This is a genomic window from Epilithonimonas sp., from assembly GCF_032055105.1.
Classification (GTDB): Bacteria; Bacteroidota; Bacteroidia; order Flavobacteriales; family Weeksellaceae; genus Epilithonimonas.
In genome coordinates this window covers 121775-145528 of record NZ_DAMBRK010000009.1, presented here as the reverse complement: position 1 = coordinate 145528, position 23754 = coordinate 121775, and the positions used below count along the sequence as shown (strand labels likewise).

General features: G+C 35.0%; 16 protein-coding genes. 11 read left to right on the top strand and 5 right to left on the bottom strand.

All coding sequences use genetic code 11. From position 1 onward, the window contains the following. Positions 1-45 precede the first annotated feature (45 nt). From priA to kbl, 4 genes are all read left to right on the top strand, one after another. Positions 46-2493 carry a primosomal protein N' gene (gene priA, locus RTY06_RS09735; RefSeq protein WP_312824556.1) on the top strand — a complete coding sequence of 816 codons (2448 nt, stop codon included), beginning with the start codon at positions 46-48 and terminating at the stop codon, positions 2491-2493. Between the two features lie 150 nt (positions 2494-2643). Next, positions 2644-4101 (top strand): D-alanyl-D-alanine carboxypeptidase/D-alanyl-D-alanine-endopeptidase, encoded by a 1458-nt coding sequence (gene dacB / locus RTY06_RS09730; protein ID WP_312824554.1) that lies wholly within the window; start codon positions 2644-2646, stop codon positions 4099-4101. An 81-nt stretch (positions 4102-4182) separates the two neighbouring features. After that, positions 4183-6117, top strand: a complete 1935-nt coding sequence (locus tag RTY06_RS09725) for a M1 family aminopeptidase (RefSeq protein WP_312824552.1) — start codon at positions 4183-4185, stop codon at positions 6115-6117. 77 nt (positions 6118-6194) lie between these two features. Next, positions 6195-7391 carry a glycine C-acetyltransferase gene (gene kbl / locus RTY06_RS09720; protein ID WP_312824550.1) on the top strand — a complete coding sequence of 399 codons (1197 nt, stop codon included), beginning with the start codon at positions 6195-6197 and terminating at the stop codon, positions 7389-7391. Positions 7392-7571: 180 nt separating this feature from the next. Here the strand turns inward: kbl and rplS are convergent, their stop codons facing one another. Both rplS and RTY06_RS09710 read right to left on the bottom strand, forming a co-directional pair. Continuing rightward, the gene (gene rplS, locus RTY06_RS09715; protein ID WP_116034484.1) at positions 7572-7931 is read right to left on the bottom strand and encodes a 50S ribosomal protein L19; all 360 of its coding nucleotides are present in this window, start codon (positions 7929-7931) and stop codon (positions 7572-7574) included. A 128-nt stretch (positions 7932-8059) separates the two neighbouring features. Next, the gene (locus RTY06_RS09710) at positions 8060-8494 is read right to left on the bottom strand and encodes an FKBP-type peptidyl-prolyl cis-trans isomerase (protein ID WP_312824547.1); all 435 of its coding nucleotides are present in this window, start codon (positions 8492-8494) and stop codon (positions 8060-8062) included. A gap of 530 nt (positions 8495-9024) precedes the next feature. On the opposite strand from RTY06_RS09710, the gene RTY06_RS09705 reads away from it, so the two are divergent. From RTY06_RS09705 to RTY06_RS09690, 4 genes are all read left to right on the top strand, one after another. Then, positions 9025-10971, top strand: a complete 1947-nt coding sequence (locus RTY06_RS09705; protein WP_312824545.1) for a heavy metal translocating P-type ATPase — start codon at positions 9025-9027, stop codon at positions 10969-10971. A 134-nt stretch (positions 10972-11105) separates the two neighbouring features. Beyond that, positions 11106-12836 carry a cellulase family glycosylhydrolase gene (locus RTY06_RS09700; protein WP_312824542.1) on the top strand — a complete coding sequence of 577 codons (1731 nt, stop codon included), beginning with the start codon at positions 11106-11108 and terminating at the stop codon, positions 12834-12836. Positions 12837-13021: 185 nt separating this feature from the next. Continuing rightward, on the top strand, positions 13022-15487 hold the full coding sequence (locus RTY06_RS09695) for a hypothetical protein (protein ID WP_312824540.1): 2466 nt from the start codon (positions 13022-13024) through the stop codon (positions 15485-15487). A 166-nt stretch (positions 15488-15653) separates the two neighbouring features. Then, positions 15654-15887, top strand: coding sequence for an MGMT family protein (locus tag RTY06_RS09690; protein ID WP_312824539.1), 234 nt, complete (start codon positions 15654-15656; stop codon positions 15885-15887). A gap of 132 nt (positions 15888-16019) precedes the next feature. Here RTY06_RS09690 and RTY06_RS09685 read toward each other — a convergent pair whose 3' ends face one another. The 3 genes from RTY06_RS09685 to RTY06_RS09675 form a co-directional block, all read right to left on the bottom strand. Beyond that, complete coding sequence (locus RTY06_RS09685; protein WP_312824537.1) at positions 16020-18530, bottom strand: M1 family metallopeptidase; 2511 nt, start codon at positions 18528-18530, stop codon at positions 16020-16022. A 133-nt stretch (positions 18531-18663) separates the two neighbouring features. Continuing rightward, positions 18664-19107, bottom strand: a complete 444-nt coding sequence (gene tnpA, locus RTY06_RS09680; RefSeq protein ID WP_312824535.1) for an IS200/IS605 family transposase — start codon at positions 19105-19107, stop codon at positions 18664-18666. 85 nt (positions 19108-19192) lie between these two features. After that, positions 19193-19987, bottom strand: a complete 795-nt coding sequence (locus RTY06_RS09675) for a thymidylate synthase (RefSeq protein WP_312824534.1) — start codon at positions 19985-19987, stop codon at positions 19193-19195. A gap of 176 nt (positions 19988-20163) precedes the next feature. On the opposite strand from RTY06_RS09675, the gene RTY06_RS09670 reads away from it, so the two are divergent. The 3 genes from RTY06_RS09670 (at position 20164) to RTY06_RS09660 (ending at position 23662) form a co-directional block, all read left to right on the top strand. Beyond that, positions 20164-21468, top strand: coding sequence for a TolC family protein (locus RTY06_RS09670; RefSeq protein WP_312824533.1), 1305 nt, complete (start codon positions 20164-20166; stop codon positions 21466-21468). A gap of 104 nt (positions 21469-21572) precedes the next feature. Next, a complete protein-coding gene (locus tag RTY06_RS09665) occupies positions 21573-22826 on the top strand; it encodes an efflux RND transporter periplasmic adaptor subunit (RefSeq protein WP_312824532.1) in 1254 nt (417 codons plus the stop codon). A 98-nt stretch (positions 22827-22924) separates the two neighbouring features. Further along, positions 22925-23662, top strand: a complete 738-nt coding sequence (locus RTY06_RS09660) for an ABC transporter ATP-binding protein (protein WP_312824531.1) — start codon at positions 22925-22927, stop codon at positions 23660-23662. Positions 23663-23754 lie beyond the last annotated feature (92 nt).

Sequence of the window (23754 nt, the reverse complement as noted above, 5' to 3'; positions counted from 1 at the left end):
AATTAATAAAAAATCTTCACGCTCTTTGCGTTAAAATATAACAGCTTGAACTTCGCTCAAATCATCCTTCCACTCAATCTCAAAGGAACTTTCACGTACAAAGTTCCGGCAGATCTTTTGGATAAAATCGAAGTTGGGATGCGAGTTTTGGTTCCGTTTCGTGGGAAGAAAATCTATACAGGAATTGTTGCGGAATTGTTTGATGATTTTGAAGAAACTTTTGTTCCGAAAGAAATCATCAATCTTTTAGATAATCAACCGATTGTTCCTAAACAACAATTGGATTTTTGGAATTGGCTGAGTTCTTATTATCTGTGCAATTTGGGCGAAATTTACCGTTTGGCGTTTCCGTCTTCTCTCAAATTAGAAAGCGAAACTTACGTCAGGTTATTGTCTGAAAGAACTATTGATTGGCAAAATCTAGACGCTAACGAAACCTATCTTCTCCAAGCTTTGGAAGTTCGACAAATGCTGAATTTACAAGAGATTGAAGCTTTCATTCCAAAAAAAGAAATCATCAAAACCATCAATGGGCTGATTGATGAACGATATATTTCAGTTGACGAAAAAATCACTGAAAAATATAAGGCGAAAGAAATTGCTTATCTGAAAATTAATGATGAAGCTTTGGTTTCTGAGAATTTGGCGATGATTCTTTTGAAACTTGATAAAGCCAAAAAACAAAAAGATTTATTCTTAAATATTCTTTCAAAACAAATTGACAATCCTGAAAATCCAATCAGGAAATCTTTGGTTTTTGATGAAGGTAATTTTGTCAATCAACAACTTAAATCTTTGATAGAAAAAGGTTGGGTTACAGAATATTATTTGGAAAAAGATAGGATTGATTCTTACGAAGGCGAAATTGAAGAAATTGAAGAGCTGACGAAAAATCAGAAAAAATCGATTTCAGAAATCAATCAAGCTTTTGAAGAAAACAAAAATGTTTTGCTTCACGGTGTAACTTCATCAGGGAAAACGCATATCTATCTTGAGAAAATTGAAGATTGTATTAATTCGAGACAAAATGTTTTATTGCTTTTGCCTGAGATTGCTTTAACCAAACAAATTACAATCCGCCTCGAAAAGAAATATGGAAAAAAACTCGGATTTTATCATAATAAACTGACGGATTTTGAAAGAGTAGAAGTCTGGCGAAAAATCAAAAAAAATGAACTTCAAATCCTGATTGGAACTCGAAATTCTCTATTTCTTCCTTTTGAAAATTTAGGATTAATTATTGTTGATGAAGAGCACGATTCGGCTTACAGACCAAGAGACCAGAATTTCTTTTTCAATGCAAAAGATTCGGCGATGATGTTGGCAGAATTTTATCAAGCCAAATTGATTCTCGGTTCGGCGACGCCATCTTTGGAAAGCTATGATTTAGCGATGAAAGACAAGTTGCGTTATGTTTCCATTAATGAAAGATTTGGGAAAGTGGATTTGCCCAAATTTGAAATCATTGATATCAAAGAAGCACAAAATCAAAAGAAGATTGTCGGTAATTTCAGTCAGAAAATGGTTGACGAAATCAATCTTCAATTAGATCATAAAAAACAAACCATTATTCTTCATAATCGCCGTGGTTATGCTAATGTCATCGAATGTGAAACTTGCGGCCACGTAACTTATTGCAGTAATTGTGACGTTGTGATGACCTATCACAAAGCTTCCAATGAGCTGAAGTGTCACTATTGCGGACATCGTTCTGGGAAACCAACTGTTTGTCCAAGTTGCAACAGCGATAATCTGAATACAAAAGGTGTTGGCGTAGAACAAATCGAAGAGGAAACGCAAAAGATATTTTCTGATGCTGAGGTTGACAGAATGGACGTTGACGCAATGCGAAAGAAATTCGCTTATGAAAAACTATACGAAAAACTGGAAAACGGCGAAACCGATATTTTGGTTGGTACGCAGATGATTTCCAAAGGTTTAGATTTTGATAACATCGAATTGGTGGCGATTCCAAAAGCAGATTCTTTGATTCACGTTCAGGATTTTCGAGCAGAAGAAAGAGCTTATCAATTGATTACTCAGGTTGCAGGAAGAGCAGGAAGAGTTTCTGGAAAAGGAAAAATTCTGATTCAGACTTATAATCCGTCGCATTCGGTTTTTGAATTGATTAAAAATCAGAATGTTAAAGAGATTTATAATTACTTCCTTGATGAAAGGAAAAAGTTTCTTTATCCGCCATTTGTGAAATTAATAATGATTGAACTGAAACATAGGAAAGAAGACAAAATTAACAGAGCTTCTCAGTTTTTGGGTTCGATTCTCAGAAAATATATTCCTGAAGAATGTATTCTTGGTCCCGAGAAATCGCCTATTGCAAGGCTAAACAATCTTTATCAATATCAGATTCTTCTCAAATTTCCGAAAAATAAAAACTACAAAATCTATAAAGAATTACTTTTGAAATCTTTTGATGAGTTTGACGAAATCACAGCTTACAAATCTATCAGAAAAGATGTTTTTGTCGATTTTTAACTGTTTTTAACAAATTTTCTGGTTTTTTATTACACTTTGCCACAGATTCCACGGCAATATTCTCTAACTTTACTTAGTTATGATAACAAGATTAGACAATCTTAAACCTTAATTAATAAAAATTCAATAAAAATTGTAATTGTTTTGAGAATGAATAAAATCAGAAATTACGTTTCAATTTTCGCTATTGGTTTTTCCTCATTTGTTTTTTCGCAAGGGAGCGTCGCAGTTTCTACCTATCCACAAGTTGCTGATCAGCAGAATCTTGTAAAGGATATTACGGCAGAAAAGGCGCTGCTGTCTCCGAAAGAGCAGATTGAGTTCAACATCAATAAAATGTTTACCGACCCAGTTCTAAGGAATGCCAATTGGGGATTTGTGGTTTATGACCCAAAAACGGAGAAAATTGTAACGGCGTACAACGAAACTGCGCCATTGATTCCGGCTTCCACAACCAAATTGTTAACCACGGAAACTGCATTTTCACTTTTGGGAACGCAATATAGATGGAACACTCAGCTAGAATATTCCGGAAGTATCGATACAGAAGGTGTTTTGACAGGAAATCTCTACATCGTTGGAAGTGGTGACCCATCTTTAGGTGGAAATAGAGGTGGTGCGGCAAGCTATGGACAGATTGTGAGTCAATATCTGGATGCGATTCAGGAAAAAGGAATCAAAAAAGTGACTGGTGATATTATCATCCAAACTGCGATTTTCAAAGAGAATAAAAAACAAGAACTTCCGCAAAATATCGTTTGGCTGGAACAAGATAATTATTATTTACCAGTTGGAACTACGGAAAGTGTAGAGCCAAGAAATGAAAAATTGATTGTGAATCAGTCTAATAATCGTTTCAATCAAGAGAAAAAGTATTTTTATATTTCGCCTTACACCAAGAAAATGGTTTATGCCGATAAGTTCGAAGGAAATTGGGTAACTACCAAAGTTGCTGAACCGCCAGCTTACTTAGCTAATAAATTAAAAGAAAGTTTAGCGAAAAATAAAATCACAGTTGTTGGAAAAGTAACACCAAAAATTGTAGACAGAGAACCTGAACCAAGAGAAATCTTGACGATTTATAAATCTCCAACTTTGGCAGAAATCGTTAATTATACCAACCAAAGAAGTGATAATAATTATGCTGAAGCTTTGCTTAAGTCTAATGGCTTTCAAAAGTTTGGTGACCAGACTTTGGAATCTGGAAAATTGGCAGTGACAGAGCATTTAAAATCAATTAATTTTGATTCGGAAGGTTTGAATTATATGGACGGAAGTGGACTATCCAAGGCTCACACTGTAACGCCAATTTCTCAAGTAAAGTTTTTAGCAAAAATGATTAAGTCTCCTTATTATAAAGAGTATTTTGATTCTTTGCCTATTGCAGGGCAATCTGGAACTTTGAAACATATGTTTATGCTGAACTCAAATGGGCAGATTTTTGCTAAAACTGGAACTCTAAATGGTGTAAAATGTTTAGCTGGCTATATCAAAACTAGAAGTAACAAAACACTTGCTTTTTCTTTATTGATTAACAGATATTCTGGTTCTGTTGCTCAAGTGAAAAGTAGAATGGAACAGTTGCTAGATCCGACTTTAGATTTATAGTAATCAATCTTTTATAAAATCAAAACTCATCTCGTCGGGATGAGTTTTTTTTGTAGCTTTGAGTTGAAAATCATCAAACTTATGAAGAAAAACTATCTGCTGTTTATTATTTTATTTTCCATTCATCTTTTTTTTAGTCAGAAATTTAATATTGATAGAAAAGGTATTGTGGAATCTGAGAAAAGAACGAATCTGAAATCAATTTTGGATGTCAACGTCAATCCAAATACTTTGAATTATGATTTGCAGTATGTTAGATTAGAATTAGATTTGGATCCAACACAACAATACATTTCTGGAACTGTGACTTCTCATTTTAAAATGTTACAAAATACCTCAGATATCTATTTTGATTTAGCAGATAATCTAATAGTTTCCAATGTAAAATACCACGGTCAAGATTTGACTTTTCAGCAATTGAGTACTGATGAAATTAAAATTAATTTTCCTGCAACTCTCACTGCTCAGACAACAGATTCCTTGTCCATCACATATAATGGAGTTCCTTCAACAGTAGAAAATGCCTTTGTTGCTACGACTACACCAGATGGAAATCCTATTTTAGCGACTTTGTCAGAACCTTTTGGAGCAAAACAATGGTGGCCTACCAAGCAAAGTATGAACGACAAAGTTGAAAAATTAGATATCAAAATTTCCACTCCTGCTCAATATACTGTTGGCTCTAATGGAAAATTGATCTCAGAAACGATTTTAGTTAATGGAAAGAAGTTAACCTATTGGCAAACCAATTATCCAATTCCCGCATATCTTTTTGCTCTAGGAATTTCTAATTATACAAAACTTAATTCTACAATCACAACAACTAATAGTTCATTTCCTTTTCTCAACTACGTTTATCCATCTTGGGCAACATCTGATACTCAAGAAAATCTAGATTGGACAGCAACCAATATGCAGACTTTCGAAGATCATTTTGGATTGTATCCTTATCGCGATGAAAAATATGGACATATGCAATTCAATTGGGGTGGTGGAATGGAGCATGCAACAATGACTTCTATGGGATATTATGGATTAGATTTAATTGCTCATGAGTTAGCTCATCAATGGTTTGGAGACAAACTCACTTGTGGTACTTGGAATGACATTTGGCTGAATGAAGGATTTGCAACAATGGGAGAATATGTTGCTTTTGAGAAATTATTGATGACTCCGGTTCAGTTTCAAAGCTATCTTCAGGGGGAAATGGATTATATCACAAGCGATCCGGGAGGAAGTGTCTATATTCCCGATAGCGATTTGAATTTTTATAGAATTTTTAATGCAAGATTAACATATACAAAAGGAGGTTATGTTCTTAGAATGATAAAGTGGATTCTGGGTGATGATCAGTTTTATGCCATGTTGAAAGCCTATCAAAACAATCCTGCTTTTGCTTATAATTATGTGAAAACACACGACTTTCAGGATTTTTTAAGTAATTATACAGGAATAGATTTTACAGAATTCTTCAAAGATTGGATCTATGGAGAAGGTTATCCTTCTTATCAAATTAAATGGAATCAAAATACGACAAGCAAAAAACTAACATTCCAAGTTGGACAGACGAGAAGTTCATCTGCAGTGAGCTTTTTTGAATTGCCTTTGCCAATCAAAGTTTCTGGATCTGGTGGACAAACCGCTTACTTTGTTTTGGATCATACTTCCAATAATCAATATTTTACGCAAGATGTTGCTTTTGATGTTACAAATGTTGTATTCAACTACGAAAATCAAATTATTACAAAAGAATCTACAGTTGTTAGAGATAATTCTTTGACTGTAAATGATATTGATAGTAAAGATAAACTGAATGTATATCCAAACCCTACAAAATCCTTCATAAAAATTTCTGGCTTGGAAAAGTCACTAGATTATGAAATCTATTCTATTGAAGGTAAATTAATCAAAAAAGGAATTATTGAAAAAGATTCAGAAATTAATATTTCTAGTTTTGTTAAAGGAACTTATATTCTCAAGTTTAATAATCAATCTATTAAGATTCTAAAAGAATAAAAGAAGTTAATATATCACAAAAAAGCACTTAATTAAAGTGCTTTTTTTATTTTTGTTCAAATCGAAAATCAATAAAAATGATATCACAAAAATTCCTCGAAAATATTCAGAACGAATTAACAAACATAGAAAACGACGGGCTTTACAAGAAAGAAAGAATCATCACTTCCCAGCAAAGTGCAGAGATAGAAGTTGGAGGAAAAAAACTTCTGAACTTTTGTGCGAACAACTATTTGGGATTATCCAACAATCCAGAAGTAATGAAAGCGTCGCAAGATGCTATTGAATCCCACGGTTATGGGATGTCATCTGTTCGATTCATTTGCGGAACTCAGGATATTCATAAAGATCTGGAAGCTAAAATTTCCAAATTCCTCGGAATGGAAGATACAATACTTTACGCTGCTTGTTTTGACGCTAATGGCGGTGTCTTCGAACCATTGTTTTCAGAAGAAGATGCAATCATTTCCGATGAGCTGAATCACGCTTCTATTATTGACGGAGTAAGATTATGTAAATCTGCAAGATACCGTTACAAAAATAATAATATGGAAGATCTGGAAGCTCAATTAATTGCGGCCTCTGAAAAAAATCATAGATTTAAAATCATTGTAACAGACGGTGTTTTCTCAATGGACGGAATTGTTGCAGACTTAAAAGGCGTTTGTGATTTAGCTGATAAATATGATGCTTTGGTTATGGTAGATGATTCACACGCAACAGGATTCATTGGGAAAACAGGTCGTGGAACGCACGAAGCTAATGATGTGATTGGAAGAGTTGATATCATTACTTCTACTTTAGGAAAAGCTTTAGGTGGTGCTTTAGGCGGATTCACTTCTGGAAAAAAAGAAATTATCGATATGTTGAGACAGCGCTCTCGTCCGTATTTATTTTCCAATTCATTAGCACCAGGAATTGTTGGTGCTGCTTCCAAAGTTTTGGATATGATTTCGGATGATACTTCATTGAGAGATAAAGTAATGGAAAATGCAGATTATTTCCGAAGAGAGATGAAAGCTAAAGGCTTTGATATCCCAGATGGTGATGCAGCAATTGTTCCGGTGATGTTGTATGATGCAAAATTGGCGCAGGAAATGGCAGAAAAACTTTTAGCAGAAGATATTTATGTGATTGGATTCTTTTATCCTGTTGTTCCAAAAGGAAAGGCTAGAATCAGAGTTCAGCTTTCTGCCGCACATTCAAGAGAGCATTTGGACAAAGCCATTGCTGGATTCGAAAAAGTAGGAAAGGAGTTAGGTGTTATTTCATAATAGAAGAGAAATTTCATCAAAATTATTTCCCTAACTCTAAAGGGAGTAATTTTGATGAAATTTTAAGTAAATTATTCTCCTTTTAGGGTTGGGACAAACAGAATTTATTTAAAATTCAACAAACAAAAAACCAGCAAATTAATTTGCTGGTTTTGTATTTTCAAGAAGAAAATCTCAGGATTATTTTTTACCTCCGTAAGACTTATCTTTGATTCTTGCTTTTTTACCTCTAAGGTCTCTGAAGTAGTAGATTCTAGCTCTTCTAACTTTACCTTGTCTGTTAACTTCGATTTTTTGAAGTGCAGGCATATTGATTGGGAAAACTCTTTCTACACCTACATCACCAGACATTTTTCTGATAGTGAAAGTTTTAGTAAGACCAGTTCCTCTCAATTGAATCACAGTTCCTTTGAAGAACTGAGTTCTTGTTTTCTGACCCTCTTTAATCTCGTAATACACAGTGATGGTGTCACCGGCTTTGAATTCTGGGAATTCTTTTTTCGTAATGTACTTATCTTGTACGTATTTTACTAAATCCATTTTTTATAAAAAAAATTTGTTTTGTCAAGCTAAGCAACATTCACGTCCTTCGTCAGAGGTTGATTAACAGGTTGCAAAAATATAAATAATTTTTATAACTACAATACAATCTGAGAATTAAATTTTAATTATTTAATCTCCAGCAATTCTACATCAAAAATCAGAGTGCTGTTGGGACCAATTTCTTTGCTAACTTCCTGTTCTCCATAAGCCAAATGTGGTGGAATGGTAAACCTAAATTTACTTCCTACAGACATCAATTGCAAACCTTCTGTCCAACCTTTGATAACTCTATTCAGAGGGAAAGAGGCTGGTTTTCCACGTTTTACAGAGCTGTCAAAAACTTTACTCGTAATTGTTGTCCCATGATAATGGCATTTCACCGTACTTTTTGCTGTAGGTTTTGGTCCGTCAGTTTCTACAAGGATTTCGTATTGTAAACCACTTGGCAAAGTTGTTACGCTTTCTCTTTTTCCGTTTTCAACCAAAAAATCTTGACCATTTCTCAAGTTTTTTTCAGCCAGTTCTTTTTTTCTTTTGAATAATAAATCTGCTACACCCATTTCTAAATTTTTTTCAAAGGTATAATTTTAATGTTATTTCCTTTTAATCTTAGCTGAGTTTTACGTCTTTGCGAATCTTAAAATTTTTTCAATAATGACAAAAAACCTTACGGACTTTGCGTTTAAAAATCATTAATTCAACAATTAAGTTCATTTGGAGCTTAATCCCGCTGTCCACTATATCTTTTTTGCCACACGTTTTCTCAGACTGAGGTTCTCGAAGCATCCGCAAAAAAGGATGCCGTTACCATCGGGGCTAGATTCACGATTTGTCACAATTGTCAGACTGAGGCTCTAGAAGCCAACAAGAAAAGAATCTCAAATCTGCAAAATCCCCATAATCTGCGAGAAACAACAACTATTTATTTCTTAGCTGAGCAATGCGCCTTTGCAAACCTTAAAATATTTTCAATAAAGAACAAAAAACCTTTGCGCGCTTTGCGTTCAAAAAAACAGATGACAATTAACAGCCATTTAATACCATTAATTATAACTATTTCCCTTAACTTTGTTTAGAAACATTACAAATTATGGCGAATTGTAGTAGCGGATGTTGCGGAACAGACCATCATCAGGAACATTCTCATCAGCATAATCACGACGACCACGACCATTCTCATAGCAATTCAAAGTTAGGATTGATAATAAGTCTTGTCATTTTTTTCTCAGGATTGATTCTTGATTTTTGGATTAAAGCTGATTGGTTTACCGATAATCTTTGGTTGAGATTCGGATTGTATTTTGTGTCTTATATATTAGTTGCGTTTTCAGTTTTCAAAGATGCCTTTGAATTAGCTAAGAAATTAGATTTTTTCAATGAGTTTTCATTGATGGGAATTGCAACAATTGGAGCATTTGCGATTGGCGAATTTCCAGAAGGCGTTGCCGTAATGCTGTTTTACACGATTGGCGAAATGTTCCAAGAATCCGCTGTTAACAAAGCTCGGAATAATATCAAATCATTATTAGACGTTCGTCCAAAAGAAGCCAAAGTTTTCAGAGAAGGGAATTGGAAAACCATTGCTCCAGATGATGTGAAAATCGGAGAAAAGATTCAGGTGAAAGTAGGAGAGAAGATTCCGTTGGATGGGATTTTATTATCTGAAAAAGCAAGTCTCAATACATCAGCCTTGACAGGCGAAAGCAAACCTTCATCCATTCAAAAATCCGAAGAAGTTCTTGCCGGAATGTTGAATCTCGACCAAGTGATTGAAATCGAAACAACCAAATTATTTGAGAATAGTTCCATTGTCAGAATTCTTCAAATGGTTCAGGAAGCAAGTTCCAGAAAAGCAAAAACCGAATTATTCATCAGAAGATTTGCTAAAATTTACACACCGATTGTTTTCCTTTTGGCACTTTTGGTAACGCTTGTTCCATATCTTTTTGTTGAGAATTACATCTTCAGAGATTGGCTTTACAGAGGTTTGGTTTTTCTTGTGATTTCTTGCCCTTGTGCTTTGGTGATTTCGATTCCATTGGGATATTTCGGTGGAATTGGCGCCGCTTCCAGAAATGGAATTTTGTTCAAAGGTTCTAATTTTATCGACATCATTGCGAATGTTACAACTGTTGTGATGGACAAAACCGGAACATTGACAAAAGGTGTTTTCAAAGTTCAGGATATCGTTCCAAAGAACATTTCAAAAGAAGATTTTTTATCAATTCTATCTTCTGTTGAGAGCCATTCTACACATCCGATTGCAAAAGCTATTTCAGAGTTTCATCCTTCAAATCAAATTCCCGAATCTGTGGAAGAGATTTCCGGAAAAGGAATCAAAGCGGTTATTAATCAACAAAGAATTCTTGCCGGAAATACAAAACTGCTGAAGACTTTTAATATTCATTATCCCGATTTTCTTGAAGAAATTGTTGAAACAACAGTTGTTTTAGCGATTGATAACGAATATAAAGGTTACATCACAATTTCTGATGAAATGAAAGAAGATTCGGAATTGGCAATTAGTCAATTGAAAAATAATGATATCAAAACGGTGATGTTAAGTGGCGATAAAGATTCTCTTACTCAAAATATCGCTAAAAAATTAGGAATCGATTCTGCTTTTGGAGGTTTGCTTCCGGAAAGAAAAGTTGAAAAGTTGGAAAATTTAAAAAGCAATCCAAAAGAAGTCGTCGCTTTCGTAGGAGACGGAATCAATGATGCGCCTGTTTTAGCTTTGAGTGATGTCGGAATGGCAATGGGCGGATTAGGTTCTGATGCGGCGATTGAAACTGCGGATGTTGTTATCCAAACTGACCAGCCTTCGAAAATTGCAACTGCAATCAAAATCGGGAAGGAAACAAAGAAAATCGTTTATCAAAATATATTTTTGGCTTTTGGAGTTAAATTAATTGTATTGATTTTAGGAGCTGGCGGATTAGCCAATATGTGGGAAGCTGTTTTTGCGGATGTTGGTGTAGCATTACTTGCAATTCTTAATGCAGTTCGAATTCAGAATATGAAATTCTCTAATTAATTCATAAATATTTACATTTATATATTACCCAAATTATTGAAAAATAGTTCGGGTTTTTGTTTTGAAATAAGCTTTCAAATTAATTTCTTGTTCGTTAACAAAATAGTATTATCTTAGTTAAAAATGAAAATATAATGCGAACAGTTATTTTTTGTGCTTTACTATTGTCTCAATTTGGGACTGCTCAAGGGTTTTTGAAAACTCAAGGGAAAAAAATTGTGAATTCCAAAGGAGAGAATATTTATCTGAAAGGTCTAGGATTGGGCGGTTGGATGCTTCAGGAAGGTTATATGTTGAAGACTGATGATTTTGCTGGACCTCAATATAAAATCAAAGAAAAGATTACAGAAGTTGCAGGCGAAGATGGTAAAAATGAATTTTACAAAGCTTATCTCAAAAATGGAATTACTAAAAAAGACATCGATTCTTTAGCAAAATGGGGATTTAATTCCATAAGACTTCCGATGCATTATAATCTTTATACGTTGCCAATCGAAAAAGAACCTGTAAAAGGACAAAATACTTGGCTGGAAGAAGGTTTTAAAATGACAGATGACCTTTTGAAATGGTGTGAAGAGAACAAATTGTATTTGATTTTGGATTTGCACGCAGTGCCCGGAGGACAAGGAAATGACGCAAACATTTCTGATAATGATAAAACAAAACCGAATCTTTGGGACAGTGAAGAAAATCAGAAAAAGACAATTGCACTCTGGAAAAAGCTGGCAGAACGCTACAAAGACAAAGAATGGATTGCGGGGTATGATATGATTAATGAACCAAATTATGGTTTCACTGGAAAAAATCCGAACGGAACAGATGAGATGTCCAATGCGCCACTTTGGAAACTTCAAAGAGAGATTTCTGACGCGATTCGAGAAGTTGACAAAAACCACATCATCATTCTTGAAGGGAATGGTTGGGGAAATAATTATAATGGTTTACCAAAACTTTGGGATGATAATATCGTTCTAAGCTTTCACAAATATTGGACAACCAATTCTCAAGATGCAATCCAAAATATTGTAGATACAAGACAAAAACTGAATGTTCCTGTCTGGTTAGGCGAAACGGGAGAAAACTCTAACGTTTGGTTTACAGAACTCAATCAATTATTATTGAAAAATAACATTGGCTATGCTTATTGGCCGATGAAAAAGATTGACAATATTGCCGGAGTAACCAAAGTGAAAATTACTCCGGAATATCAAAAACTTCTAAACTATTGGAAAAACGGAGGGCAAAAACCAACAAAAGATTTCGCTAAAAAAGCCTTGATGAAAATAGCTGACAATTACAAAATGGAAAATGTAAAAGTCAAGAAAGATGTCATTGATGCATTATTTCGTCAAGTTACAGATGAAGCTACGAAACCTTATAAAAACCACATTGCACCTGGAAGAATCTTTGCGACAGAATATGATTTGGGAAGATTTGGAAGCGCTTATTCTGATAATGATTTTCAAGACCTTTGGGTAACTACCGGAAGTAAAACAGAATGGAACTCAGGTAAAAAAATGAGAAATGACGGTGTTGATATCTATGCTTGTAAAGATAAAATCAACAACGGATTCTATGTCGGGAAAACCGAAAAAGGAGAGTGGCTTCAGTACACTGTGAAAAGCAAACAAGCAAGAAAATACAATGCAACTTTCAGATATAATAATGATTCTGCACAAGCTTCGGAATTGATTATTAAAACAGAAGATGGTGACGATTTAGCAACAATTAAATTACCACCAACCGGAAAGAATATTTGGAAAACAGTCTCAGTAAAGAATGTTAAGCTTGATTCTGGAGAAAACAAATTGAGATTGTACTTTGAAGTCGGTAATGCGAACTTAAATTATTTTGAACTAAAATAGTTTCTTCATATCAACATATTTATTCAAAAATAGCATCTTGATTACGATTGAGATGCTTTTTTATTGCTTAGAAATCACTTTGGCTCGATATTATATAAGGTAATTTGTGTAAATTATTTTTAAATTAGAATAAGATATTCAGTAACATTTCGGAAAACTAGCTTACTACTTAATAAAACCAAACTATGAATAAAATCTTTCCATTAATTTTTCTCTTCTACACATCTCTGTTTTTTTCTCAAAGTACACTAACTGTTTACAGATCGGATAATCAAAAACCAATTAAAGGTGCAACAGTATCTTGTAATGGGAAAATTCTTGGAAAGACCAATGAAAAAGGAATTTTAACTTTCACAACCAAATGTCCAAAAGTGGATGTGGAAATTGATAATTACATAGGAGATGAAGTAGTGGTGGATAAAGTAATGGAAATTGGATTAGATAGAGATAACATCAAAGCTAACGAGATACAAGGTGTGGTTCTGACCAACGAATCTGACCCACGAGCTTTAGCGATTATTGACAAAGTTTTCAAAAGTTTCAAAGATAATTCGCCTAATTCGCTAGATTCTTATTCTTATAAATCTTATGAGAAAATGTCTTTTGACGTGGACGAGGACAGCATACAAGATTACACCCGTTTTTACAACGCCAGACAAGATTCCCTTTCCAGAGTAGCGAATCGTAAGTTGCCTAAAAAAGAAAAGGAAATCAAAGATTCGATAGAAGGAGAACAGATGATGGGCGTTGCGAGAGACAGCAAACTGTTTCTTTGGGAACGTGCGATGCAGTTTTTGTATTCTAAAAAGTACGGTGAAAAAACCAATATCTTGGATAACAGAATCTCTGGTCTGAAGAATCCAGTTTACGAAATGTTAGCGCTACGTTCCAACAGAGACAAAATCCCGAGAGAGATTTTGCCGGAGAACAGAAGTCTTTACAGGTACTTTCTAACAGATTCTATCGAGATAGACGGTAGAGATAATTTCGTCATCCGTTTCCGACAAGTGGATTACAAAGTTCCCGTTAACAGAAGAAAATACAACGGTTATCTATACATCGATAAAGAAACTTATGCTATCAAAAAGATTGAAAGTAATAGTAAAGTTAAGACCGACGGAACGATAACTTCGGTTTGGATTCCTATTAATAACAAATGGTTTCTTAAGACCGAGAACCTTAAAATAAAAATGGGCGTTTCAGAATTCTATACTGTTGAGAAAAAGGACAATGAAACTGCCGAAGAAAAAAAGGAACGACTGGATAAAATCAAAAGGTTTGGGAATTACGCTTATATGAAGTCGGATTATTTCGATTTTCAGACGCCGGTTGATTTCAAGGCTTCACAGTTCAATGGTTATACGATGAGCGTGAAGAATGCGGATGGTTCTCTCCTTAATCAATATAGAACAGATAGTTTGACGGCTAGAGAAAAACTGACTTATATAAAAGTGGACAGCTTGGGTAAGAAATATACTTTGGACAGAAAAGTTCGTGTTCTTACGTCTTTGTTAAGAGCTAAATTCACTGTTGGGATGGTTGATATTAGTCCGTTGCAAACGAGATATAACAAGTACGAAGGTTTCCGACCAGGCGCAACTTTTAAACTGAATGAGAAGTTTAACAAATATATTTCGCCAGATGTTTATTTGGCTTATGGTTTCAAAGATCGAGGTTTCAAATATGGAGCTGGTGTAGATGTGAGAACGACTCTGGAAAGAAACTCGTTTTTCCGCTTCGAATATTTTAAGGATGTGATGGCTTCGGGGAGATTCAGTCAGAATCTTTGGAATGCGAAGATGCAGATTAATAACAATGGGATGTCTATCCAGAATGATAAATACTATAAGTTTGATGGTTTCAAATTCGGTTATGAAGTGGATTTGAGTAACTCATTAACCTTGAATGTCTCTGCCAAAAAACAAAACGAAGAAGCTGGCTATCCTTACGAGTTTATGGGGATGTCCAGAAAGTTCGAGAACTTCAGTTCGTTAGCGACAATTAAGTTTTCTCCTAATAACAGAAACATAATGACACCTGCAGGAAAATATACCTTTGAGCAGAACTTCCCGGAAGTTTTCTTTAATTATGAGCAAGGTTACAAAAGTCTAGGCGGAGAGTTCAATTACAGTCGTTTTGATGTTTTGTACACTCATCAGTTTAGGACGTCTTTGGGTATGACTCAGACCAGAGCATTTGGTGGATATTATTTAGGTAAAGCACCAATCTGGCATATGTTTGAGATGGGAGGTCTGGATGGTAATAGCAATACGGGGATTTTGTCCAATTTCTCTTTGACAAGTTATTTAGGTTTTGCAACGATGACCGCTGGGAAATACTTCAATGATAAGTTTGCAGGTTATTACATTACGCATCGTATTCCTTGGTATTTCAAGAGTTTTGGGAAGAATACTTCCAGCTTCGATTTTATTTACCGAGGTGTGATTGGAGATATGAAACATCCGGAATACCATCAGATAGAGAACTTCTCTCCATTGAACCATTTGTATCAGGAAGTTGGATTTGAATATAATAACTTCCTAAGTTCAAGATTCAATTTGGGATTATTTTATAGAGTCGGTTATTATGCAACAAGTAATTTCAAGGATAACTTTGGAGTACAATTGAAACTTAAACTCCTTGAATTTTAAAATTAGTTTTGCTCCCTTTAGAGCTGGACTAAACAAAATTAATTTTAAAATCATTTTATTCTCTCGCAGATTTTACAGATTACGCAAATTTAAAATCAGCTAAATTTGCTCAATCAGCGAGAGATTTATAATGTTTCTTTATTTAATTTTAACTTTAAATAAAAAAATGAACGAACTATTCAAACAGCAAGTCTATGAAGTCACAAAACTAATCCCAAAAGGAAGAGTTTCTACTTATGGTGCTATTGCTAAGGCGGTTGGTTATCCCAATCATTCCCGTCACGTTGGCAATGCAATGGGTGGTTGTCCAAAGGATGTGCCGGCTCATCGTGTTATCAGTAGTTCCGGAAAATTATCTGTTCCGTCTTTTCGCGAAAGATTGGAGAAAGAAGATGTTTAGTTCAGGAAAATGGTAAGATTAAGGATTTTAAAAAGTTATTTTGGAACCCTTTGGAAGAATTATAAAGCAAAAGCCATCTCAATCGAGATGGCTTCTTTGTTATAAATTTCAATAATTTCAATTATCAATTAATTATTTAAACGCTTCAATTGCTTTGTTGATAGCATCAATTTGTTGATTGATTGTTGCGCTGTTTGGGTTTGCTTTCAGAACCTCCATTTTCTTTGCAAGTCCATCTTTCAACATTTGAGAAATCATCATTTTGATTTGAGGATTGTCTGGCATTTGAGATTTTGCCTGTTGTAGAACTTTAGTTACTTTTTCTGTCGCTTTCAGGTTGTCAGATGACATAATCCAGTTATAACCTTCTTCAGCAGATTGGCCCAAAGTTGGATCTTGGAATTTGATGAAAGGGTAGAAGGCTACTGTAGTTCCGATTGCCGGCATTTGCTTTTCTATCTTTTTGGATACGATAAGAGGAAGTAATTTTGAAATCAAATCATCGGACGCACCATTCAGGTCAATATTTTCTATTGCTGTCACTGCTTTTGATGGATTTAATTCTGCAATTGCTGCCAGCGATGAACCTTTTACAGCATTAGAAACAGCATTTAGTCCTTTTTCATAAACTGAAGTATATTTAGCGTTTTTAGTTTTTGTTAAAGCTGTAATAGCAGCTGCCTGAACCAATGTTTTTGGATCGTTGGAAGCCAGTTTTTCTACTTCAACTGTCAAAGCTTTTGCTTGATCCGAGTTAGAAAGATCGATTTGTTCCAAAGCTTTCTCTCTGATTCTGAAGTACGGATCTTTCAATGCGGCAGCTAATAATTTGATGACAGATGGATTTTTAGCATCAGCTTTTTCAATGCCTTCCAAAGCAGCATATTTACTTTTTAATTCTTTCGAACCTGTAAACTGTAATAAGTTTTGTTCAGGCGTTTTAGAATCAGTTACGTCTGCAACCAGAATTCCGTCTGCGTTGATATTTATTAAATCAGGTGTCTTAGAAGAGTCAAAAGAAAATGTATTCTTTGCTTTTGCATCTACCCAAACATTGAAACGCTTTGGTTTTCCATTGTCATAAACATCGAATGCCAAAGGAAACTCGAAAGGCTGGTCCTGAGATTGATTAATGACAACAGTTACTTGTTTCTTAACAGGTTCGTAAGTTGAAGTATAACTCAACTTTGGATGTCCGCTTCCGAAATACCATTGGTTAAAGAACCAATTCAAATCCTTTCCAGACACTTTTTCGAAAGACAATCTTAATTGATGAGCTTCTGCATTTTGATATTCGTAAGTTTTTAGATAATCCGTAATTCCTGCAAAAAATGCATCGTCGCCAAGATAATTTCTTAACATATGAAGGATTCCTCCACCTTTCTGATAAGTCACAAGGTCAAAAACATCTTCGCGAGAAGCATAATCAAACCTTACCAAATCTTTTTTGAAATCTCCAGGATTGTGAATATAATGCCCAACATCTTCCATTTGATGGTAATCAGCTTGATCTTTTCCGTACTTATATTCGTTCCAAAGATATTCTGAATAATTGGCGAAAGATTCGTTAACTGTCAAGTTGCTCCAGCTTTCCGCCGTTACCAAATCTCCAAACCAATGGTGGAACAATTCGTGAGCGATGGTGTCTTCCCATTTGTTCTCATCGATTAATTGTCCCGGTTTTTGAAGAATATCACTTCCGTGAAGCGTTGCAGTAGTATTTTCCATTGCTCCTGAAACATAATCTCTTCCTGAGATTTGAGCATATTTTGCCCAAGGATAATCGTAGCCTAATTTCTTAGAGAAAAACTCAATCATCTCAGGAGTGTTTCCGTAAATCTGTTTTGCATAAGGCTCATATTCCTTCTCGATATAATAATCTACCGGAATATTTCTCCATTTGTCTTTCACCACAGCATATTCTCCAACGCCCATAAAGAAAAGGTAAGTCGAATGTCTCTTATCCATTACCCAATGGTCGGTTCTCAGGTTTCCTGATTCTTTTTGAGAATCTTTCAGAATTCCGTTAGAAAGAGTAACGTATTTATCAGGAACGGTCATATAGATTTCCTGAGTTGTTTTTTGATTTGATTTATCGATTGTTGGGAACCAAGCCGATGAAGATTCTGTTTCACCTTGAGTCCAGATTTGAGTTGGTTTATCCGGATCTTTGCCTTGAGCATTGATGAAATAAAGACCTTTTGCATCATTGATTGCAGCGCTTCCTTCCTGTTTTACTTCATTTGGACGTGCTGTGTATTTGATGTAAACTGTATAATCTTGATTCTTTTGATAAGTTTTATCAAGCGTGATTTTCAGTTCATCATTTTTATAATCGAATTTCAAAGGTGACTTAGAACCGTTTTTATCCAAAGCTACTTCGTGAATCAACATTCCTTTTGCATCAAGAACTAATTCATTAGTCGCGTAGAAAAATGGACTTGCAGTCAACCATTCCTCGCCGTTCATTTGTTCCTTCTGATAATCGAAATTGACTTTCAGTTTGGTATGTTTAAGTTCTGTAGTTTTGGTATGTGTTGCTCTATAAGGAACATTTCTCCCTGAAGTTTCTGTCTGTGCAAAAGCAACATTTGAATTAAAAATTGCACCTAGAAAAAGTGCAGCTATGAATATTTTTTTCATTCTTACGAATTTGTATCGTTGATTATTTTAAAGTTTTATAAGTCTTGATTCTTAAAGGATTGTTACAGTGCAAAATATTTATCAATAGGGGCGGGCTTTAGCCCGTTTTCAATGTAAACTGTTCAAAATGGCTTTAGCCAAAATCATTATCTGAATTAAATTGATGCTTTGTGATGAACTCATTAAATTCTTGTTCGTAAGTCTTGTTTTGATGATGTAACTCTTGATTGTTAATATAGTTTCTGACTTTATCCACCATAGATTCCGAAACAGAAACAGCAAAATATTCTTTCTGCCACTGGAATTTATTTGGAATCAATTGATTTTTATTAATCCAAAATGAAGATTCTCCTTTTAAAAGCTGAACAACTTTTTCTATATTTTGATTTGATGAAAGAGATATTAAACAATGACAATGGTCTGAAAAACCATTAATACTATCAATGAAAATCTCCTTTTCTTTTGAATTTTCTTTAATGTGCTTCCATACCTTGTATCTCAATTCCTTTGTATTGAGAAGTGGTAATCTTTGATAAGTTGACCAAACTAAATGAATATAAATTTTGATGAAAGGCATACTGCATAATTTCGGCTAAAGCCATTATTTTTATTAATCAAGAAAGTGGGCTAAAGCCCACCTCTATTAATATTTCAAACAAAAATCATATCGCCACAGGCGCTTTAATTCCCGGATGCGGATCATAATTTTCCAACGTAAAATCCTCAAAATCAAAATCAAAAATATCTTTGATTTCGGGATTCAGTTTCATTGTTGGTAAAGGTCTTGTTTCTCTTGAAAGCTGTTTCTGAACTTGTTCAAAATGATTATTATAAATATGAACATCACCAAAAGTGTGAACATAATCGCCAACTTCCAATCCTGTAACCTGAGCCACCATCATCAATAAAAGCGCATAACTTGCAATGTTAAAAGGCACACCCAAGAAAACATCTGCACTTCTTTGATATAATTGAAGAGACAATTTTCCATCTGCTACATAAAACTGAAATAAAGCATGACAAGGTGCCAAAGCCATATTCGGGATTTCAGCCGCATTCCAAGCGGAAACGATTAATCTTCTTGAATCAGGATTTTTTTTGATTTGTTCAATCACTTCAGAAAATTGGTCAACTACTTTTCCGTCGGCTCCGCTCCAACTTCTCCATTGTGCGCCGTAAACAGGACCCAAATCTCCGTTTTCATCCGCCCATTCGTTCCAGATTGAAACGCCATTATCCGTAAGATATTTCGTATTTGTATCGCCTTTGATGAACCAAAGCAATTCATAGATAATAGATTTCAAATGAACCTTTTTTGTTGTAACCAAAGGAAATCCTTTAGACAAATCATAACGTAATTGGTAACCAAAAACACTACGTGTTCCCGTTCCTGTTCTGTCGGTTTTGTCGGTTCCGTTATCTAAAATATGCTGAAGTAAATTGAGGTAGTTTTGCATTTTGAAAGCTAATAATTGGATTACAAAATAAAGAATTTTTAATTGAAATTTCCTTAATTAACAAAATAAAAAGCGACAAAAATAATTGGTACTTCTATAAAATCCCTCGGTTTGTCTATTAAATTTGATATTATTTTCTATATGCAACAACTTTGTTCTCGTAAAACAGACAAACAATGCAAAAATATCTCATCATAGCGCTTTTCATCGGAATCCTTGCTCCGGCTCAAAAAGTATGGACGCTTGAGGATTGTCTAGATTACGCTGTAGAAAACAACATCACCGTGAAGAAAACGGCTTTGGACAAAACAACTGCTTCAATCAATTATCAACAGCAGAAAAACAATAAGCTTCCCACAATCTACGGTTCTTCATCACTTGGTTTAACAAATGGTTCTAGTATCGACCCGATTACCAGTTCGTTTGTGAATCAGAATATTTTGTCTAATAGTTTCGGTTTAAGTGCAAATATGACAATTTATCAGGGAAATAAATTGAATCTTCAAATCGAACAAAATAAATTGATTCTCGACCAATCTTCATTATATCAAAAACAAGCTGAAAACAGTATCGTTTTGAATGTTCTGAATGCGTATTTGCAAGCTTTATATTATTATGAAGGAATCGAAAGTGCAAAATATACGGCCAATTCTTCTGCGCAGGAATTGAAATTGACTCAAGTTAAATATAAAAACGGAGCGATTTCTAAATTGGAATTAGCAGATGTTGAAACTCAGGATGCACAAAATCAATACACCGTAGTAAACAACGAAAATCTTTACAGTCAGCAGGTTTTAAAATTGAAACAATTATTGGAACTTGATCCTAACGTTGATTTTCAAATCGAAGAAATGAAATTGACCGATTTAATGGAATCAATTCCAGATAAGCAAGAGGTTTTTGCTCAAGCCATCGAAAATCTCCCGGATTTGAAAATTTATGATTCGCAGAACGAGATTCTTGCAAAAGCACTCGAAATCACGAAAGCTGGTTACAAACCAACACTTTCTGCAACTGCAGGTTTGAACACAGGTTACACAAGCACTCAGGATTACAGTTATTTTAATCAAATCAAGAATAATTTCAACAAATCGGTTGGTTTATCTCTCAATATTCCGATTTTCTCGAAAAAGCAAAACGATACGAACGTGAAACTAGCTCAAATCGATATCGAACAAAATAAACTCGATAAAATAAGTGCAAGCAAGACTTTGTATTCATCAATAGAAACAGCTTGGCAAAATGCTATCGCAAACCAGGCTCAGCAAAAATCTTCGAAAGTGGCTAGAGACAATGCAAAACTCGCTTATGATTTAGCCAGTAAAAAATATGAGTTCGGAGGTTTGACAACAACGGAATTGGCTGTAAGCAGAAACACTTATTTGACGAATGAACAAACGTATCTTCAGTCAAAATATATGGCAGTTTTGTACACTCAATTACTGAATTTTTATCAAGGAAAAACATTAACTGCTAATTAATAAAGTAACAGGAATCAATTTGTTACCCCAGCCCTAAAGGGAGCAAATTGATTTTATTCCATCCTTTAGGGTTGGGGAAAGAATAAAATCAAAATATCAAGATTATGAATCCAAAATATAAAAAATACTTCAAAAATTCCATTATCGTTCTTGTTTCAGCGATTGTTATTTTCTTCGTTTACAAATATTTTGCAACAGAGAAAAAAACAAACATTAGCGTGCAAACAGTAAAACTCTCCAAGCAAGATGTTACGACTTCTGTTACAGCAACAGGAACTGTAGAACCAGTTGATACGGTTCAGGTGGGAACGCAGGTTTCCGGTTTGATTGATAAAATCTACGTTGATTACAACAGTGTTGTGAAAAAAGGACAGCTTTTGGCAGAATTGGACAAAACCAATCTTCAGGAATCTGTGAACAATGCTTTGGCTCAATATAATTCGGCGCTTAACAACCTGAATTATTACCAGCAGAATTACAACCGTCAAAACAGTATGTACAAGTCAGGAGTAATTAGCAAAGCCGATTACGAGCAGGCAACTTACCAAGTGAAAAATGCGGAACAAACAGTTAACCAAACCCGAACAACACTGTCGCAAGCAAGAACCAATTTGAGTTATGCCAATATTTACGCACCAATTGACGGCGTTATTATGAGCAAAGAAGTGGAAGCAGGACAAACAGTTCAGGCAAGTATGACAACGCCAACGCTTTTCACGATTGCAAAAGATATTACCAAAATGCAGGTTCAGGCAGATGTGGATGAGGCTGATATAGGAAATGTTGCAGACGGACAAAGAGTAACGTTTACAGTAGATGCGTTTCCAGAAATGGAATTCAAAGGAACGGTAAGACAACTTCGTTTAAGTCCGAAAACTTCGTCCAACGTTGTGACTTACACCGTAATTATTGATGCAGATAATTCCGAAGGAAAATTGAAACCTGGTTTAACGGCAACGATCACGATTTTCACTCAGGAATTAAAAGGTACCAATACAGTTCCAGCTTCGGCAATTGCTTTCAGTCCTGATACGGAAACTTTGCAGAAATATTATCAGCAAAATCAAATCACGGCTAAAATTCCTGAAATCAAAACAGGGAAAGGCAAAGAAAAATATATTTGGATTAAAAATAACGACGGAAGTCTTTCCCAAAAACAAATTACTGTAGGCATCAATGACGGAGTTAATGTACAGGTTGTAAGCGGTCTTACAGGAAGCGAACAAATCGTAACCTCTTTAGAAGAGCAGACAGAACCTGTTGCAAAATCGAGCGGAGACGGAAGCAGTCCATTTATGCCGAAAAGACCAAATAATAACAATAAAAAGTCAAGTTCAAACCAAGGTCCACCGAATTAATATTAATTCAAAGTTTTGGGTTTAAAGTTCAATGTTAAACTCAAAACAGAAATGAATCGAACCTTGAATTTTGAACCTTAAACCTTGAACTAAGAGAAATGAAACCTATCATCAAAATAGAAAACCTGAAACGCGAATTCAAAATGGGCGACGAAATCGTTCACGCTTTGAAAGGCATCGATTTGACGATCAACGAAGGCGAATTTGTGACGATTATGGGAACCAGCGGTTCGGGAAAATCAACATTCCTTAATGTTTTAGGATGTCTCGACCAACCAACTTCTGGAACTTATGAACTGGACGGCGTTTTGGTCAAAGATTTAAATAAAAACCAACTGGCAGAAATCAGAAATACCAAAATCGGATTTATATTTCAGTCCTACAATTTATTGGCTAGAACCAGCGCGCTGGAAAATGTAGAGTTGCCTTTGCTCTACAATTCCAAAGTGTCGGCGGAAGAGAGAAGGGAGCGCGCTGTGAAAGCCTTGAAACAAGTCGGATTGGAAAGCAGAATGGGACACGTTCCGAGCCAGCTTTCCGGCGGACAACAGCAGAGAGTTGCGATTGCGAGAGCTTTGGTCAACCATCCAATAATCCTTTTGGCAGATGAGGCAACCGGAAATCTCGACACCAGAACTTCCTACGAAGTGATGAATCTTTTTCAGGAACTCAACGACCAAGGAATCACGATTGGATTCGTAACCCACGAAGACGATATTGCGAGATTCAGTAAGCGAACCGTGATTTTGCGAGACGGATTAATTAAAGAAGACAAAGCCGTAGAAAACCGACTGATTGCCAAAGAAGAATTATTAAAACTTCCAAAAGCAGAATAATTTGGGCAGCTTAATCCGCCTTCCGCTCCCAATCTTTTTTGCAGGACGATTTCATATTCAATAGAACTTGAAGGTTGGCAAAAAAGGATTTC

Excerpts from the sequence above, each read along its gene's own strand:
- dacB (WP_312824554.1), top strand. The coding sequence starts at position 2,644 with ATGAATAAAATCAGAAATTACGTTTCAATTTTCGCTATTGGTTTTTCC.
- RTY06_RS09725 (WP_312824552.1), top strand. The coding sequence starts at position 4,183 with ATGAAGAAAAACTATCTGCTGTTTATTATTTTATTTTCCATTCATCTT.
- kbl (WP_312824550.1), top strand. The coding sequence starts at position 6,195 with ATGATATCACAAAAATTCCTCGAAAATATTCAGAACGAATTAACAAAC.
- rplS (WP_116034484.1), bottom strand. The coding sequence starts at position 7,931 with ATGGATTTAGTAAAATACGTACAAGATAAGTACATTACGAAAAAAGAA.
- RTY06_RS09710 (WP_312824547.1), bottom strand. The coding sequence starts at position 8,494 with ATGGGTGTAGCAGATTTATTATTCAAAAGAAAAAAAGAACTGGCTGAA.
- RTY06_RS09705 (WP_312824545.1), top strand. The coding sequence starts at position 9,025 with ATGGCGAATTGTAGTAGCGGATGTTGCGGAACAGACCATCATCAGGAA.
- RTY06_RS09700 (WP_312824542.1), top strand. The coding sequence starts at position 11,106 with ATGCGAACAGTTATTTTTTGTGCTTTACTATTGTCTCAATTTGGGACT.
- RTY06_RS09695 (WP_312824540.1), top strand. The coding sequence starts at position 13,022 with ATGAATAAAATCTTTCCATTAATTTTTCTCTTCTACACATCTCTGTTT.
- RTY06_RS09690 (WP_312824539.1), top strand. The coding sequence starts at position 15,654 with ATGAACGAACTATTCAAACAGCAAGTCTATGAAGTCACAAAACTAATC.
- RTY06_RS09685 (WP_312824537.1), bottom strand. The coding sequence starts at position 18,530 with ATGAAAAAAATATTCATAGCTGCACTTTTTCTAGGTGCAATTTTTAAT.
- tnpA (WP_312824535.1), bottom strand. The coding sequence starts at position 19,107 with ATGCCTTTCATCAAAATTTATATTCATTTAGTTTGGTCAACTTATCAA.
- RTY06_RS09675 (WP_312824534.1), bottom strand. The coding sequence starts at position 19,987 with ATGCAAAACTACCTCAATTTACTTCAGCATATTTTAGATAACGGAACC.
- RTY06_RS09670 (WP_312824533.1), top strand. The coding sequence starts at position 20,164 with ATGCAAAAATATCTCATCATAGCGCTTTTCATCGGAATCCTTGCTCCG.
- RTY06_RS09665 (WP_312824532.1), top strand. The coding sequence starts at position 21,573 with ATGAATCCAAAATATAAAAAATACTTCAAAAATTCCATTATCGTTCTT.
- RTY06_RS09660 (WP_312824531.1), top strand. The coding sequence starts at position 22,925 with ATGAAACCTATCATCAAAATAGAAAACCTGAAACGCGAATTCAAAATG.